Origin of the sequence: Kocuria sp. CPCC 205258 (assembly GCF_040981005.1) — a bacterium.
Classification (GTDB): domain Bacteria; phylum Actinomycetota; class Actinomycetes; order Actinomycetales; family Micrococcaceae; genus Kocuria; species Kocuria rosea.
On the sequence record NZ_JAVKPS010000006.1, the window covers coordinates 200,273 to 216,144 of the forward strand.

Annotated in this window: 12 protein-coding genes; 8 read left to right on the forward strand and 4 right to left on the reverse strand. The window is 73.2% G+C overall.

Annotated features, from left to right (window positions below; all coding sequences use genetic code 11):
• Window positions 1-6: 6 nt before the first annotated feature.
• The 3 genes from RF644_RS12280 (at window position 7) to RF644_RS12290 (ending at window position 5,562) form a co-directional block, all read left to right on the forward strand.
• On the forward strand, window positions 7-990 hold the full coding sequence (locus RF644_RS12280; RefSeq protein ID WP_368796710.1) for a carbohydrate ABC transporter permease: 984 nt from the start codon (window positions 7-9) through the stop codon (window positions 988-990).
• A 9-nt stretch (window positions 991-999) separates the two neighbouring features.
• Window positions 1,000-2,412: a sugar ABC transporter substrate-binding protein gene (locus RF644_RS12285; protein ID WP_368796711.1), complete on the forward strand. Its 1,413-nt coding sequence runs from the start codon at window positions 1,000-1,002 to the stop codon at window positions 2,410-2,412.
• An 81-nt stretch (window positions 2,413-2,493) separates the two neighbouring features.
• A complete protein-coding gene (locus tag RF644_RS12290; RefSeq protein WP_368796712.1) occupies window positions 2,494-5,562 on the forward strand; it encodes a glycoside hydrolase family 2 TIM barrel-domain containing protein in 3,069 nt (1,022 codons plus the stop codon).
• A gap of 80 nt (window positions 5,563-5,642) precedes the next feature.
• On the opposite strand, the gene RF644_RS12295 is transcribed toward RF644_RS12290, so the two are convergent.
• Window positions 5,643-6,833: an ROK family protein gene (locus tag RF644_RS12295; RefSeq protein ID WP_368796713.1), complete on the reverse strand. Its 1,191-nt coding sequence runs from the start codon at window positions 6,831-6,833 to the stop codon at window positions 5,643-5,645.
• Between the two features lie 232 nt (window positions 6,834-7,065).
• Between RF644_RS12295 and RF644_RS12300 the strand changes: the two genes are divergently transcribed.
• The 5 genes from RF644_RS12300 (at window position 7,066) to RF644_RS12320 (ending at window position 14,406) form a co-directional block, all read left to right on the forward strand.
• Window positions 7,066-8,286, forward strand: coding sequence for an ABC transporter substrate-binding protein (locus RF644_RS12300; protein ID WP_368796714.1), 1,221 nt, complete (start codon window positions 7,066-7,068; stop codon window positions 8,284-8,286).
• Window positions 8,283-9,218: a carbohydrate ABC transporter permease gene (locus RF644_RS12305; protein ID WP_368796715.1), complete on the forward strand. Its 936-nt coding sequence runs from the start codon at window positions 8,283-8,285 to the stop codon at window positions 9,216-9,218. Before RF644_RS12300 ends, RF644_RS12305 begins: the two co-directional genes overlap by 4 nt.
• Window positions 9,218-10,126 carry a carbohydrate ABC transporter permease gene (locus RF644_RS12310; RefSeq protein ID WP_176337851.1) on the forward strand — a complete coding sequence of 303 codons (909 nt, stop codon included), beginning with the start codon at window positions 9,218-9,220 and terminating at the stop codon, window positions 10,124-10,126. Before RF644_RS12305 ends, RF644_RS12310 begins: the two co-directional genes overlap by 1 nt.
• The gene (locus RF644_RS12315; RefSeq protein WP_368796716.1) at window positions 10,123-11,922 is read left to right on the forward strand and encodes an alpha-glucosidase; all 1,800 of its coding nucleotides are present in this window, start codon (window positions 10,123-10,125) and stop codon (window positions 11,920-11,922) included. Before RF644_RS12310 ends, RF644_RS12315 begins: the two co-directional genes overlap by 4 nt.
• Before the next feature lie 141 nt (window positions 11,923-12,063).
• A complete protein-coding gene (locus RF644_RS12320) occupies window positions 12,064-14,406 on the forward strand; it encodes a DEAD/DEAH box helicase (RefSeq protein WP_368796717.1) in 2,343 nt (780 codons plus the stop codon).
• 4 nt (window positions 14,407-14,410) lie between these two features.
• Here the strand turns inward: RF644_RS12320 and RF644_RS12325 are convergent, their stop codons facing one another.
• The 3 genes from RF644_RS12325 to RF644_RS12335 form a co-directional block, all read right to left on the reverse strand.
• Complete coding sequence (locus RF644_RS12325) at window positions 14,411-14,845, reverse strand: Rv3654c family TadE-like protein (protein WP_368796718.1); 435 nt, start codon at window positions 14,843-14,845, stop codon at window positions 14,411-14,413.
• Window positions 14,829-15,194 (reverse strand): TadE family type IV pilus minor pilin, encoded by a 366-nt coding sequence (locus tag RF644_RS12330; RefSeq protein WP_115162941.1) that lies wholly within the window; start codon window positions 15,192-15,194, stop codon window positions 14,829-14,831. Before RF644_RS12330 ends, RF644_RS12325 begins: the two co-directional genes overlap by 17 nt.
• A gap of 305 nt (window positions 15,195-15,499) precedes the next feature.
• The gene (locus tag RF644_RS12335) at window positions 15,500-15,799 is read right to left on the reverse strand and encodes a DUF4244 domain-containing protein (protein ID WP_368796719.1); all 300 of its coding nucleotides are present in this window, start codon (window positions 15,797-15,799) and stop codon (window positions 15,500-15,502) included.
• Window positions 15,800-15,872 lie beyond the last annotated feature (73 nt).

Consider the following 15,872-nt stretch of genomic DNA (forward strand, 5'->3'; position numbering starts at 1 on the left):
GCTCCGATGAACCCGACCCCAGCCCCCGCGCAACCCGGAAGCGCCGCGCCCAGTACCACGGGCGCCGCCGCGCCCGTGACCGCGGCCCCGGCGGACACCCCCGCCCCCGCCCGCCGCCGGATCACCCCCGGCAGGCTGCTCGCCTGGGCCTTCCTGATCGCCGTCGTCCTCGTCACGCTGTTCCCCTTCTACTGGATGCTGCGCACCGCGCTGTCCACGAATCCCGGGCTGCAGGCGGACCCCTCCTCCTGGTTGCCCCCGGAGTTCACCTGGGGCGCCTTCGAACGCGTGCTGGGGATGCAGTCCACCGAGGAGGCCCTCGCCGAGGGCGGCTCCGGCACCTCGCTGAACTTCTGGCGCTACCTGCTGAACTCCGTGGTGGTGGCCACGCTCATCACCGCGGGCCAGCTGCTGTTCTCGGCCATGGCCGCCTACGCCTTCTCCCGGCTGCGGTGGCCCGGGCGGGACCGGATGTTCGCCCTGTTCCTCGCCGGACTCATGGTGCCGGCCATCTTCACCCTGCTGCCCAACTTCGTGCTCATCAAGGAGCTGGGACTGGTGGACTCCATGCTGGGCATCGCCCTGCCGACGATGTTCATGACCCCGTTCGCGGTGTTCTTCCTGCGGCAGTTCTTCATGAACGTCCCCGCGGAGATCGAGGAGGCCGCCCTGCTGGACGGCGTCTCCAAGGTCGGCGTGTTCTTCCGGGTGATCCTGCCCATGTCCGCGGCGCCGATGGCGACCCTGGGCATCCTCACGTACATGACAGCCTGGAACGACTACTTCTGGCCGCTGATGGTCTCCTACACGGACGCCTCCCGCGTCCTCACGGTGGCCCTGGGCGTCTTCCGGGCGCAGTCCCCGCAGACCGGCACCGACTGGGCCGGTCTGATGGCCGCCACCCTCATCGCCGCGCTGCCGATGATCCTGCTCTTCGCGGTCTTCGCCAAGCGCGTCGTCAACTCCATCGGCTTCAGCGGCATCAAGTAGGAGCTCACCATGACACGCACACCTTCACCTCTTCACCGTCCCCAGCGCACCGCGCGCACCCGTGGGCGCCTGGTCCTGGCCGTCTCCACCGTCCCGCTGCTCGCCCTCACCGGGTGCGGGGCGGACCCGGACGCCGAAGCCTCGGCCACCGGCGTCATCGACTACTGGATGTGGGACACCAACCAGCTCCCCGCCTACCAGAAGTGCGCCGAGATGTTCGAGACCGAGCACCCGGACCAGGACGTGCGCATCACCCAGACCGGATGGGACGACTACTGGACGAAGCTCACGGCCGGGTTCATCGCCGACACCGGCCCGGACGTGTTCACCAACCACGTCTCCAAGTACCCCCAGTTCGCCGAGCTCGAGGTCCTGGCCCCCCTGGACGAGCACCCTGCCACCGCGGCGCTGGACCCCGACGACTACCAGGACGGCCTCGTCGACCTGTGGACCGGCCCGGACGGCCACCAGTACGGCGCGCCCAAGGACTGGGACACCGTCGCCGCCTTCTACAACGAAGAGCTGCTCGCCGAGGCGGGCCTGACCCCCGCGGACCTCGAGGGCTGGAGCTGGAACCCCGAGGACGGCGGCAGCTTCGAGGACCTCGTGGCGCACCTGTCCGTGGACGAGAACGGCGTCCGCGGCGACGAACCGGGCTTCGACAAGGACCACGTCGCCGTCTACGGCCTGGGCATCTCCGAGGCCGGCGGGAGCACCGCCGGCCAGGGACAGTGGTCGGCGTTCGCCGCCTCCAACAGCTGGCGGGTCACGAACGAGCCGCTGTGGGGAGACCACTACAACCTGGACGACCCCGCGCTGCACGAGACCCTCGACTGGTACTTCGGGTTGACCGACAAGGGGTACATGCCCCCGTACGGGCAGTTCAACGCGGCCGAGGGCGTCAACGCCCAGCTGGCCTTGGGATCGGCGGCCATGGTCCTGGACGGGGCCTGGATGATCAGCACCTACGCCGGCATCGAGGACTTCCCCGTGGGCACCGCCCGCACACCCGTGGGACCCGACGGCACCGCCACCTCCATGCTCAACGGCCTGGCGGATTCGATCGTCAAGGACACCGACAACCCCGAGGGCGCGGCGCAGTGGACGGCGTTCATGTCCTCCGCGCAGTGCCAGCATGAGGTCGCCCGCGCCGGTGTCGTCTTCCCCGCCCGAAAGGACGCCACGCCCCTCGCCGCGGACGCCTACCAGCAGATGGGGATCGATCCCGAGCCGTTCACCGCCCCGGTCCAGGAGGGCAACACCGTCTACTTCCCCGTCACGAAGTTCGGCGCAGACGTCTCGGCCCTGATGACCCCGGCACTGGAGGACATCTACGCGAACCGGGTGCCCGCGTCCGTCCTGGCGGAGACGAACGAAGCCGTCAACGTCCTCTTCGAGACCGACGAGACCGACGACTCCTGACCCGAGCCGCTCCGGGACCCCTCCTCCCGGTGCGGAGCCCTTCCCGACCACGCCGACCCCCGACCCGGAGCACCGAGACCCATGCATCCCTGCACCACCGGCAGCACCGCCGATGCCCGAGTGGACCCGTGGTGGTTCACCCACCCCGACGGATCCCGCGGGTCCCTTCCCCCGCGGGCGCACCTCACCTCCGACCGGCCGGAGCTCTCCCTGGCGGGCGCGTGGGATTTCCGCTGGTTCCCCTCGGCGTCCGACGCCGTCTCGGCCTGCCCCGACCCGACAGCACCGGACACCGCCTGGCCGGACCGGATCCCCGTCCCCGGCCACTGGGTGCTCGAGCACCTCGACGGGGACCGGCGGTTCGGCACCCCCTGGTACACCAACGTCGTCTACCCCTTCCCCGTGGACCCGCCGCACGTCCCGGACGCCAACCCGACGGGCGACCACCGCACGCGCTTCGTGCTCGCCGATCTCACCGGCGGCGCGAGGACGGACCTGCGTGCCGTGCTGCTGCGCTTCGAGGGCGTCGAGTCCGCCTTCCGGGTGTGGGCGAACGGACGGTGGGCCGGCCAGGCGATGGGCTCCCGGCTCACCCACGAGTTCGACGTCACCGACCTCGTCCGGGACGGGGAGAACACCGTGGTGGTGCGGGTCCACCAGTTCAGCGCGGGGTCCTACCTCGAGGACCAGGACCAGTGGTGGCTGCCCGGCATCTTCCGCGACGTCCGCGTGCTCGGCGAGGTGCACGGCGGGATCGACGACGTCCACCTCACCGCGGACCGGGACCCGGCCACCGGTGAGGGCGTCCTGGGCTGCCGGATCACGGCCCCCGCGGACGCGTTCCCGGTGCACGTGGAGATCCCGGAGCTCGGCCTTTCCACCACCGTGGACGGCCCCGACCGGGTGGAGCTGCCCGTCGGGGTCGTGCGCGCCTGGACCGCCGAGGACCCGCACCTCTACGACGTCGCCCTGCGCGCCCAGGGACAGCTCGTCACCCACCGCGCCGGATTCCGCCGCGTCGCCATCTCCACCGACGGCGTCCTGCAGGTCGACGGCGCCCCGGTGCGCTTCCGCGGCGTCAACCGGCACGATTTCCACCCGCGCCGGGGCCGCGCCGTGGATGCCGACTTCACCCGCGACGAGTACCGCCTCATGCAGGGGCACCACGTCAACGCGGTGCGCACCAGCCACTATCCACCGGCGCACCACGCCCTCGACCTGGCCGACGAGATGGGGCTGTGGGTCGTCCTCGAGGGCGACCTCGAGACCCACGGCTTCGTGCAGCAGGGCTGGGCGCGCAACCCCTCGGACGACCCTGCCTGGCGAGGGGCCTACCTCGACCGCACGGCCCGGATGTGGCACCGGGACAAGAACCACGCGAGCGTCGTGATGCTGTCCCTCGGCAACGAGTCGGGCACCGGCGCGAACCTCGCGGCCGCCGCCGACTGGCTGCGCCGGCACGACGACCGCCCCGTGCACTACGAGGGCGACCACGACGCGGCCTACACCGACGTCTACTCCCGCATGTACCCGACGCCGCGCGAGACCCGCAGCATCGCCGCCGGCGAGCCCGTGCCCTCCACGGACGCCGCCGGGTCAAACCGGATCTCCCGGATGCCGTTCGTGCTGTGCGAGTACGCCCATGCCATGGGCACCGGCCCCGGTGGCCTGGCCGACTACGAGGAGATCTTCCGGACCCACCCCCGCGCGTGCGGCGGTTTCGTCTGGGAGTGGAAGGACCACGGCATCGCCACGGTGACCCCGGCCGGCGTCCCGTTCCTCGCCTACGGCGGCGACTTCGGGGAGCCCCTGCACGACGGCAGCTTCGTGCTCGACGGACTGTGCACCGCCGACGGCCTCCCCGGCCCGGGACTGCTCGAGTACGCGGCGGTGATCGACCCGCTGCGCCTCGAGCTCGGCCCCGGGCACGCGGTGGTCGGCAACGGGTACGACCACACCGTGCTCACAGGCCTGCGGCTGCACTGGACGCTGCGCGGCACCGCTGTGGAGACGCTCAGGACGGGCACGGTGGAGGCCGGCGACCTGCCGCCCCGCCGCAGCAGCCGTGTGCCCCTGCCCGTGGTCCCTGGACCCGGTGAGCACCTCGAGGTGACCGTGGAGGCCCGCAGTCCTGTGGCCGGGTCACGACGGCGTGACGCCCAGCTCATCGGCCCGCCGGCCGTCGCCTCCGGGACACCAGGGCCGGCCGCGACGGCACCGTCCGGGGTCCGCGGTCCCGTGCTCTGCGTGTTCCGCGCGCCCACGGACAACGACGCCGGCACCATCGAGCCGACCCGCGAACTGTGGCGGCCGTCCCCGGACGGGGACGACACGGACTGGCACGGCTACACCGGGACCGACCCCCGCGACGCCACGGCGACGCCGGGCATCGTGGTCTCCACGGCCCGGCGATGGCTGGACCACGGTCTGCACCGTCTCCAGCCACGCACTCTGCCTCTCGATCCCGGCGCGCCGGCGGGCACGGTCCGCACCCTGTGGGCCGCACCGGGTGCCGATCTGCGCACCGCGCCGTTCGTGCTCACCCACCGCTGGAGCGCCACGGACCGCCCCGGCGCCCGGCGCCTGGAACTGTCCTGGCAGCTCCCCGAACTGGACGTCCCCCTCGCGCGGGTGGGCTGCGTCCTGTCCCTGCCCGTGGATCCTGACGGGGAGGTGGAGTTCGACGGCGACGGCCCGCACGAGTCCTATCCCGATGCCTGCGCCGCCGCGCGGTACGGCACGCACCGCCTTCCGGCCCGGGGCCTGGCCGATCCCGGCGCCCGCCCGCAGGCCTCGGGCAACCGCGCCCGCGCGCACCGGCTCAGCATCCCGCTGGCCGACGGCACCAGCCTGCGGCTGCGGACCCTCGGCGCCGAGCTGGACGGCGCGCCCGCTCCCCGGGGCCTGCAGTGGACGCTCACGCCGTACTTGGAGGACGAGCTCATGGCCGCGGCCCACCCGCACGAGCTGCCGGACATCGCCGGACGCGACTGGCTCCTGCACCTCGACGTCGGCCACCACGGTCTCGGCAGCCGCTCCTGCGGCGTCGACGTCGCACGCTCGGCGCGGCTGCACGCCCGCAGCGCCCGGCTCGACCTGGTCCTCGAGCCCGAGGCACCCGACACCGTGCGGAGACGGCCTGCCCGGTGAGCACGCTGCGGGGCCTCGCGACAGTCCTCGGGCGCGCCGGGGCACGCCGGGGACGGCGGACCTCGGCCGCCACCTGAGCCTCAGCGGCCGGCGAGCTCCAGGTCCAGGGCGTAGCGCTCCACGTGGTCCAGGGCCAGACGGACTGCCCCCACGGAGACCACCGACTCCCCGAGCACCGAGACCGCCACCCGCGGGGGCGTGGCGGTGAAGCGGGGCAGCAGGTCCTCGATCCGTCCCAGCAGCGCGCCCGCGGACTCGGCGACGGCACCGGCGATGACCACCAGTTCCGGGTCGAAGAGCGTGCCCAGCAGGCCGACGACCCGCGCGAGCCGCTCGGCGAGGCGGCCGAGGATCTGCTGCGCGACCTCGTCTCCGCCCGCCGCGGCACGGAACACCGCCTCCGCCTCGACGGCGCCGGACGGCCCGGCCAGCTCCCGGAGCGCGGTCTCCGGCGCCCCGGGCCGCACCGCCTCGGCGCCCCACGCCCGGCACAGGGCGGCGATGCCGTCCGGGCTGCCGACCCCTTCGACCAGGGTCAGGCTGCCGAGCTCGCCCGCCGCCCCGGAGCGGCCGTGCAGGAGACGGCCGGCCTCCATCACCCCGGTGCCGATCCGCTCCCCGGCCAGCATCACCACGAGGTCGTCCACCCCGGCGGCAGCCCCGCGCCAGCGCTCGGCCATGGCCGCGAGGTTGGCGTCGTTGGCCAGCAGGGCGGGCCACCCGCGGCGCTCCTCCAGCCGGGTCTCGAGGCCGAGGTCGAAGGCCTCCCAGAACGGCTGGCCGTGGGAGATCCTGCCGGCGCGGTCCACAGGCGCGGCGATCCCCACTGCGGCGGCCAGCACCGCTTCCGGGGCCACGGACGCGTCCGCGAGCGCGCCGTCGACGGCGTCGTCCACGGTGGCCAGGCGCCGCGCCGGGGCGGGGTCGGCGAAGGCGCGGGTCGTGCGGCCCAGGACGCGGCCCCGCAGATCCGCCACCACGGCGGTGGTCTTGGCCTCGCCGACGTCCACGCCCACCACGAAGCCCGCCCGGTCCCGGAACCGGAAACGGCGGGCGGGCCGGCCGACCTGGGCGTCGGAGGCCCCCTCGAGCTCCTCGATCCAGCCCATCCGCAGCAGGTCGTCGCACACGGCGATGACGGTGGTGCGCACCAGGCCGGTGGCGGCGATGAGCTCCGTGACGGTGACGACGCCCGCCTCGCGCATCACCTCCAGGACCGCGACCGTGTTGGTCCGGCGCAGCAGCTGCGGCGATGTTCCCGTACGACCCACCCGAACCCCTTGACTCTCCCGAACTGTGATCCACATAATAGTCCAGATAATAAATCTAAGTCACGTATTTATAGTCCGCGCAGTGCCGGACCGCCTGTCGTCCGTCGTCGCCCCGCCCGAGGAGAACCATGAGCGAGACCCCTGCCCCGCCGCCCCCGTCCGCCCTCCCGGCCCCGGTGCGGCCGTGACCGCGCCACGGCGCCGGGGCGCGCGGCGATGGACCGCGACGGCCGTGTGCGCCCTGCTGCTGAGCGGCTGCGCCGCGGACGCGGACGCGCCCACCACGATCACCTTCTTCCAGTTCAAGCCCGAGGCCGTCGCCTACTTCGAGGACCTCGCCCGGCAGTTCGAGGCCGAGAACCCGGACGTGCGCGTGGTCGTGGACAACGTCCCGGACCCCGAGACGGCCCTGCGCACCCGCCTGGTCAAGGAGGACGTGCCCGACGTCCTGACCCTCAACGCCAACTCGACGTTCGGTGAGCTCGCCTCCGCCGGGATCTTCGCGGACTTCGCCGGCACCCCCGCGCTCGAGGACGTCAACCCGGCGTACGTGGACGTCGTCCGGGACCTGGGCGCGAGCACGCCGGGCGCCGTCAACGGGGTGCCCTTCGCCGCCAACGCCTCCGGAGTGCTCTACAACGAGGAGCTCTTCGCCGAGCACGGGGTGGAGGTGCCCCGCACGTGGGACGAGCTGATCGCCGCCGCGGAGACCTTCGAGGCCGCCGGGGTCACCCCCTTCTACGGGATGCTCGCCGACGCCTGGACCGCCCAGGCGCCGCTCGCACCCCTCGTTCCGCAGACCGTCCCGGAGGACTTCTGGGAGCAGCGCTTCGCGGGCGGGAGCACCTTCCGCGAGGAGTGGCCGGAGGCCGCGCAGAAGCTGGCGACCCTCTTCGACCACACCCAGCCCGACCCGGTGGCCACCGGCTACGAGGACGGCACCGCCGCCTTCGCCCGGGGCGAGTCGGCGATGCTGCTGCTGGGCAACTACGCCGTTCCCCAGATCCGCTCGTTCGAGCCCGAGTTCACCATCGGCAGCTTCGCGCTGCCCGCCACGAACGACCCCGCCGAGACCGTCCTGGTCTCGGGGGTGGACGTGGTCGTCACCGCCGGCGCGGACACCGAGCACCCCGAAGAGGTCCGGCGCTTCGTCGACTTCCTCATGCAGCCGGAGGTCGTCCAGGCCTACGCCGAGGAGCAGACGGCCATCCCGACCCTCGAGGGCATGTCCAACGACGACCCCGCGCTCGCCGGGGTCCAGCCCTACATCGACCAGGAGCGCATCGTGGGTTTCTTCGACCACCAGTTCATCCCCGCCGTCCCCCTGGGGTCGCTGCTGCAGCAGTACCTCATCGACCGCGACCAGGAGGCCTTCCTGGGCAACCTCGACGAGAGCTGGGACAGGGTCGCCGACCGGCGCACCTGGGGCCTCGGGGCGGTGGAGTCACGATGACCACGGCACCCGCCCGCGCGCAGGGCGCACCGTTCACGGGCACGTCCGCCGCCGCGCCCGCCCGGCGCCGGAAGGGACCCGGCCGCGCCTTCTACTGGATGGTGCTGCCCGCCCTCGTGCTCTTCCTCCTCTTCCACACCGTGCCCGTGCTGCAGGGGGTCTTCTACAGCTTCACGGACTCCCCGGGCTACGGCGAGTGGGACTTCGTGGGCCTGTCCAACTACACGGCGCTGTTCACCGACGAGCGGGTCCGCTCCGCGTACCTGTTCACCTTCCGGTTCGCGCTCGTGGCGACCGTGCTCGTCAACGTCATCGCCCTGGCGCTGGCCGTGGGCCTGACGGGGCGGATCAAGTTCAAGAACACCCTGCGCGGGATCTACTTCGTGCCCAACATCCTGGCCGTCCTGGTGATCGGCTACGTGTTCAACTACCTGCTCACCAACTCCCTGCCGAGCATCGGGGCGGCCCTGGGGATCGACCGGCTGTCGACGTCGATCCTGGCCGACCCCGAGCTGGCCTGGGTCGGCATCGTGGTGCTCGCCGTGTGGCAGGCCGTCGCGTTCAACATCATCATCTACATCGCCGGGCTGCAGACCATCCCGGCCGAACTCTACGAGGCCGCCGCCATCGACGGCGCCGGGCCGTGGCGGCGGTTCTGGTCCATCACGTTCCCCATGATCGGGGCGTTCTTCACACTCAACATGGTGCTCTCGCTCAAGAACTTCCTGCAGGTCTTCGACCACATCATCGCCATGACCAACGGCGGGCCGGGAACGGCGACCGAGTCCGTCTCCGTCCTCATCTACCGGGGCGGGTTCCAGGGCGGCGAGTACGGCTACCAGATCGCCAACGCGGTCGTGTTCATGATCGTGCTGGTGGTCTTCGCCGTCGTCCAGCTCCGAGTCCTCCAGCGCGAAGAGGTGTCCGCCTGATGTCCTCCACCAACGTCTCCGCCCCGCCCAGCGGCACCGCCGCAACCACCCTCCCGGCCCGGTCCCGGCGGTCCGGCCGCCGGCGGCCCGAGGGAGGCCGGGTGAACTGGTGGCTGACCGCGCTGCTGGTCGTCCTGGCCCTGACCGTCTTCGTGCCGCTGTACTTCACGGTGATCACCGCCCTGAAGACCCCCGACCAGCTCGGCGGCAGCGGCTTCGCCCTCCCCACGGAGGTGCGGTGGGCGAACTTCGCCGACGCGTGGACGCTGACGGACTTCCCGCGGGCCGCGCTCAACAGCGCCCTGATCACCGTCTCCGCGGTGGTGCTCACGCTCCTGACGAACTCGATGGTGGCGTACGCGATCGCCCGCAACATGCACCGGCGCTTCTTCAAGGGCCTGTTCTTCTACTTCATCTCCGCGCTGTTCGTGCCCTTCCCGATCCTCATGCTGCCCGTGGCGAAGCAGACCGCCGCGCTCGGCCTCGACAACCCCGCCGGCCTGGTCCTGCTCTACGTGGTCTACGGCCTGTCCTTCAACATCTTCATCTTCACCGCCTACATCCGCTCCATCCCCGTCGAGCTCGAGGAGGCGGCCAGGATGGACGGTGCGGGCACGTGGGGAGTCTTCTGGCGGGTCGTCTTCCCGCTGCTCACGCCCATGAACGCCACGGTCGGCATCCTGACCTGCCTGTGGGCGTGGAACGACTTCCTGCTCCCCCTCATCATCGTCTCCGACCCGCAGCAGGCGACCCTGCCGCTCGTCCAGTACGTCTTCCAGTCCCAGTTCCAGACCAACTACACCGTCGCGTTCGCGTCCTACCTGATGGCGATGGCACCGCTGCTCGTGGTCTACGTCTTCGCCCAGCGGTGGGTCATCTCCGGCGTCACCCGAGGAGCAGTCAAATGAGCACCCGAACCCAGCAGCAGGACATCACCGCCCAGCGGCCCGGCACCGGCAGCGGCGCCGGGGACACCCCCGCGTGGTGGACCGACGCGGTCGTCTACCAGATCTACCCCCGCTCCTTCGCGGACTCCGACGGCGACGGGATCGGCGACCTCGGCGGCATCATCGCCCACCTCGACCACCTGCAGGACCTGGGCGTGGACGTCGTCTGGCTGTCCCCGATCTACTCCTCCCCGCAGGACGACAACGGCTACGACATCAGCGACTACCAGGACATCGACCCGGTCTTCGGCACCCTCGAGCAGTTCGACGAGCTGCTCGGGGCGGTGCACGCCCGCGGCATGAAGCTGGTGATGGACCTCGTGGTCAACCACACCTCCGACGAGCACCCGTGGTTCGTCGAGTCCCGCTCCTCCCCGGACTCCCCCAAGCGGGACTGGTACTGGTGGCGGGCCCCGCGCCGCGGCATGGAGCCCGGCGCCCCGGGCGCGGAGCCGACGAACTGGCAGAGCGCCTTCTCGGGCTCGACCTGGGAGTACGACGAGGCCTCGGGGGAGTACTACCTGCACCTGTTCTCGCGGAAGCAGCCGGACCTCAACTGGGAGAACCCCGAGGTGCGGCGAGCCGTCCACGCCATGATGCGCTGGTGGCTGGACCGCGGCGTGGACGGCTTCCGCATGGACGTCATCAACATGATCAGCAAGGACGTGGCCGAGGACGGCCACCTGCACGACGGGCCCCCGGTGGACGGGACGCCCTGGGGCGACGGGTCGGCGTCCTTCCTCTGCGGTCCCCGGATCCACGAGTTCCTCCAGGAGATGCACCGCGAGGTCTTCGCCGGCCGGGACGCCGAGCTCATCACGGTGGGCGAGATGCCCGGCGTCACCGTGGAGCAGGCCCAGCTCTTCACCGATCCGGCCCGCGCCGAGGTGGACATGGTCTTCCAGTTCGAGCACGTGGGCCTCGATCACGGCCCGGGCGGGAAGTTCGACCCCGAGCCGCTGCGCCTGACGGACCTGAAGGCCTCGCTGGGCCGCTGGCAGGAGGGCCTGGAGGAGGTCGGCTGGAACTCCCTGTACTGGAACAACCACGACCAGCCCCGCGCGGTCTCCCGCTTCGGCGACGACAGCCCCGAGCACCGGGTGGCCTCCGCGACCTGCCTGGCCACCCTGCTGCACCTGCACCGCGGCACGCCGTACGTGTACCAGGGCGAGGAGCTGGGCATGACCAACGCACCGTTCGAGACGATCGAGGACTTCCGCGACATCGAGTCGGTCAACCACTACCGCCACGCCGTGGCCGCCGGCGCGGACCCCGCCGGGGTGCTGCGCGGACTGCGCTGGTCGAGCCGGGACAACGCCCGCACCCCGGTCCAGTGGACCGCGGGCGCGAACGCCGGGTTCACCACCGGCACCCCGTGGATCGCGGTCAACCCGAACCACGACGAGGTCAACGCCGAGACCGCCCGGGCCGAGCCGCACTCGGTGTTCCACCACTACCGGCGTCTCATCGAGCTGCGGCACACCGAGCCCGTGGTCGCCCTGGGCGACTTCACCATGCTGGCCCCCCACCACGAGCAGCTCTACGCCTTCACCCGGCGGCTCGAGGACGTCGAGCTGCTGGTGCTCGCCAACGTCTCGGGCGAGGAGGTCCGCACCGACCTGCCCGAGGGCTGGGCCGGCGCCGAGCTGCTGATCGGCAACCGCCCCGACGGCGTGGTCCCCGGCGACGAGGGGCTGCTGCGGCCGTGGGAGGCCCGCGTGCACCGGCGGACCCGGGGCGCGGCGACGCAGGGCTGAGACGCGCCGCAGCGGCAGGGCGCCACCGCGCGGCGGCGCCGCACGGAGCCGCCGGGGCAGCACCGCGCGCCGATGCCCTGGCGGCTCCCGGCGGCCGCCCCGCCGGTGGGGCCGCCGGGGCGGCGGTGGCACAATGAACCGGTGCCGTCCTCCGACCACGTCTCCCTGATCCCCCTGCTCGGCCGCGGCGACGCGCCGGAGCAGGTGCGGCACGTCCGGGAGATCCCCGACCGGGACGCCGTGACGGCGCCGTGGCCCGAGCACCTGCACCCGGACGTGGTCGCGGCCTGGGAACGGCTCGGCGTGCACGCGCCGTACCTGCACCAGGTCCAGGCGGTGCTGGCCCCCCGGCACGTGGTGGTCGCCACGGGGACCGCGTCCGGGAAGTCCCTCGCCTACCAGGCGCCCGTGGCCGACGCCGTGCACCGCGGCCGGCTCGCGGCGCTGGCGAACCCGGGCATGATCCACCACCCGGACGAGGCCACGGCCCTGTACCTGTCCCCCACCAAGGCCCTGGCCGCCGACCAGCTCAAGGGCCTGGACGCCCTCGGCCTGCCGACCCTGCGTGCCGCGACCTACGACGGCGACACCGACCCCGCGGAGCGCCGGTGGGTCCGGGACCACGCCGACGTGGTGCTGTGCAACCCGGACATGCTGCACTACGGGGTGCTGCCCAACCACGCGCGCTGGTCCCGGTTCTTCCGCCGCCTGAAGTACGTCGTGGTGGACGAGGCCCACTCCTACCGGGGTGTCTTCGGCTCGCACGTGGCCAACCTCATGCGGCGGCTGCGCCGGATCTGCCGTCTCTACGGCGCGGACCCCGTCTTCATCGGGGCGTCCGCGACCTCCTTCGAGCCGCACGCCTCCTTCGCCCGCCTCGTCGGCGTCCCCGAGGCCGAGGTGACGCCGGTGACCACGGACTTCTCCCCGCACGGACCGGTCACCGTGGTGCTCTGGGAGCCGGAGCAGACGGACGGCGGCGGCGAGAACGACGCCCCGGTGCGCCGCACCGCCCTGGCCGAGACCGCCGACATGCTCACCGACCTGGTGCTCCGCCAGGTCCGCACCATCGCGTTCATCAAGTCCCGCCGCGGCGCGGAGACGATCGCCCAGATCGCCCACCGGCAGCTGGAGGAGGTCGACCCCTCGCTGGCCCACCGGGTGGCGGCCTACCGCTCCGGGTTCCTCCCCGAGGAGCGCCGGGAGCTCGAGGAGGCGCTGCGGGACGGGCGGCTGCTCGGGATCGCGAGCACGTCCGCGCTCGAGCTCGGCATCGACGTGGCCGGGCTGGACGCCGTGGTCGTGGCCGGGTGGCCCGGCACCCGGGCGTCGTTCTTCCAGCAGATCGGCCGGGCGGGCCGGGCCGGGCAGGAGGCCCTGGCCGCCTTCGTGGCCGGCGACGACCCCCTCGACACGTACCTCGTGAACCATCCGGAGGCGATCTTCGACGTCGACGTCGAGGCCACGGTGTTCGACCCCTCCAACCCCTACGTGCTGGCCCCGCACCTGTGCGCGGCCGCGGCCGAGCAGCCGCTGCGCGCGGAGGAGATCGACAGCTTCGGACCCACCGCGCCGGAGGTGCTCGGCTCGCTCGTGGCGAGCGGGCACCTGCGCCGCCGGCCGAACGGCTGGTTCTGGACGCACCCCCAGTCCGCGGCCGGGATGGTGTCGCTGCGCTCGGACGGCGGCGGGCCGATCCGGATCATCGAGACGGACACCGGCGCGGTGCTCGGCACGATGGACTCCCCCCAGTCCCACTACCAGGCCCACCCGGGGGCCGTGTACGTGCACCAGGGCCGGACCTACATCGTGGACGAGCTCGACGAGGCGGGCTCGGTGGCCGCCGTGACGCGGGCGAACCCCGACTTCTACACCACCGCGCGGGACATCACGCAGGTGAGCGTGGTCGCCGAGGAGCGCTCGGAGCGCTGGGGGCCGGTGACCGTCCACTTCGGCCAGGTGCAGGTCACCACGAAGGTGGTCTCGTTCCAGCGCAAGGCCGTGATCTCCAACGAGGTCCTGGGCGAGGAGCCCCTGGACCTCGCGGCCCGCGACCTGTTCACGAAGTCCGTGTGGTTCACCGTGCCGGGCCCCGTGCTGACCGGCGCGGGGATCGAGGAGCCCGACGTCCCCGGGGCGCTGCACGCGGCCGAGCACGCCGCGATCGGCCTGCTGCCGCTCGTGGCCTCGTGCGACCGCTGGGACGTGGGCGGGCTCTCGACCGCGCTGCACGCCGACACGGAGCTGCCCACGGTGTTCGTCTACGACGGCCACCCGGGCGGGGCGGGGTTCGCGGAGCGCGGCTACGCCACGGCCGTCGCGTGGCTGGGCGCCACCCGGGAGGCGATCTCCTCGTGCGAGTGCGAGCACGGGTGCCCGTCCTGCGTGCAGTCGCCGAAGTGCGGCAACCGCAACAACCCGCTGGACAAGGCCGGCGCCGTGCGGCTGATCGACGCGGTGCTGCGCGACGCCCCCCGCGCCTGAGTCCTCACGGCGCGCGGGCGGCCTCCGGGGGCCCGGCCCGGGACACGCCGCGGGCGGCCCCGAAGCGGGCGAGCGGCCCGTCCAGGGCCACGGCGGTGCGCACGTCCACGACGACGCGCTCCGGCTCCACGAGCGCGCACCGCTCGAGCCGCGCCCCGTTGTCCCGGGCCACGCGCTCGGCGGAGCCGCACGGGTCGCCGGCCACGAGGCCCCGGGCGGTGTCGGCGGCGGCGAGCGCCGCGAGGTCGGCGGCCTTGCCGGCACGGTGGCTCGCGATCCCCGCCTGGGCCAGCAGCAGCACGGCCACGAGCAGCACGCCGAGCACCAGGGTGAGCGTCAGCGCGTGGACGGTCCCGCTTCCCCGGTCGTCGTCGCGGTCCGGACAGCGGTCGGGCCGCCCCGGAAGGCCTGGCCCCGCGGGCTCAGCCACCGTGCCCATCGGCCGCTCCGGCCCCCTCCGTCTCGGCGGAGGCGTCCGCGCGCAGCTCCCAGCCGCCCCAGGTCCCGAGGATGCCGGGGGCGGGGCCGGTGACGGTGACCGTGGCCGTCCCCGCGTTCCCGCCCAGGCGGATCGCGGCGTCCTCCCCGGCCACGCGCAGCGCCGTGGAGCGGACCACGGCGGCGCTCTCGCCGCGGGCGGCGGCCCGGGCCGAGGCCCGCGCGGCCTCCTCGTAGCGGATCAGGGTCATCCCGGCCGCGGCGGCCGCGAGGAGCACGGCCAGGAGCAGCACGAGGGCGGGCAGCAGCACGGCCGTTTCGGCGGTGACGGCGCCGTGGTCCGACGGCACCGGCCGCGGCGCGGGTCGGGACCGGGGGCCGCGCGGCGACCACGGGCGGAGGCGGGAACCGACACGCCACCGGGAAGCAGGGGAACGGGGTCGGGACGGCGGACGAGACCGACCACGGGATGAGCATCGGGGGCGGTGGGCGGGCATGGTGGACTCCTCACGGGCAGGGCGCATGGCGGCTCGGGCCGCTGGGACCGGCGGTCGGGTCCGACCGCCCGGGCCGGCGGCCAGGACGGACGGGGAGGATGCTCCTGCGGGGTCCGCGGCGCCGGGGACGGCACCACGGACCCCGCGGGAGCAGCCGCTCAGACGCCGAGCGCCTTCTCGATGATCGCGGTCAGGAGCTCGCGCACCTGGCCGGAGGAGAGGACCGCGGCCATGACCCCGCCGAAGGCCGCCGCGGCGAGCACGACCATGGCGTACTCCACGGTGGTCGCGCCGAGGTCCGGGTCCCCGGCCCGGACGAGCGGGCGGGGCGGGGCGCCGGTGGCCCGGCGGGCGGACGGTGCGACCGGGCGGCCCCCGGCGGCGACCTCCAGGCCGGTCGCCGGGAGGCTGCGGCGCTTCCGGGCGGGACGGGAGGCGGTGATCTGGTGCTGGGACATGATGGTTCCTTTCGGTGCGGAGCGAACTGGTGCGGGGTGAGCAGGTGCCGGGCGGCCGGCACTGGCCGGGCAG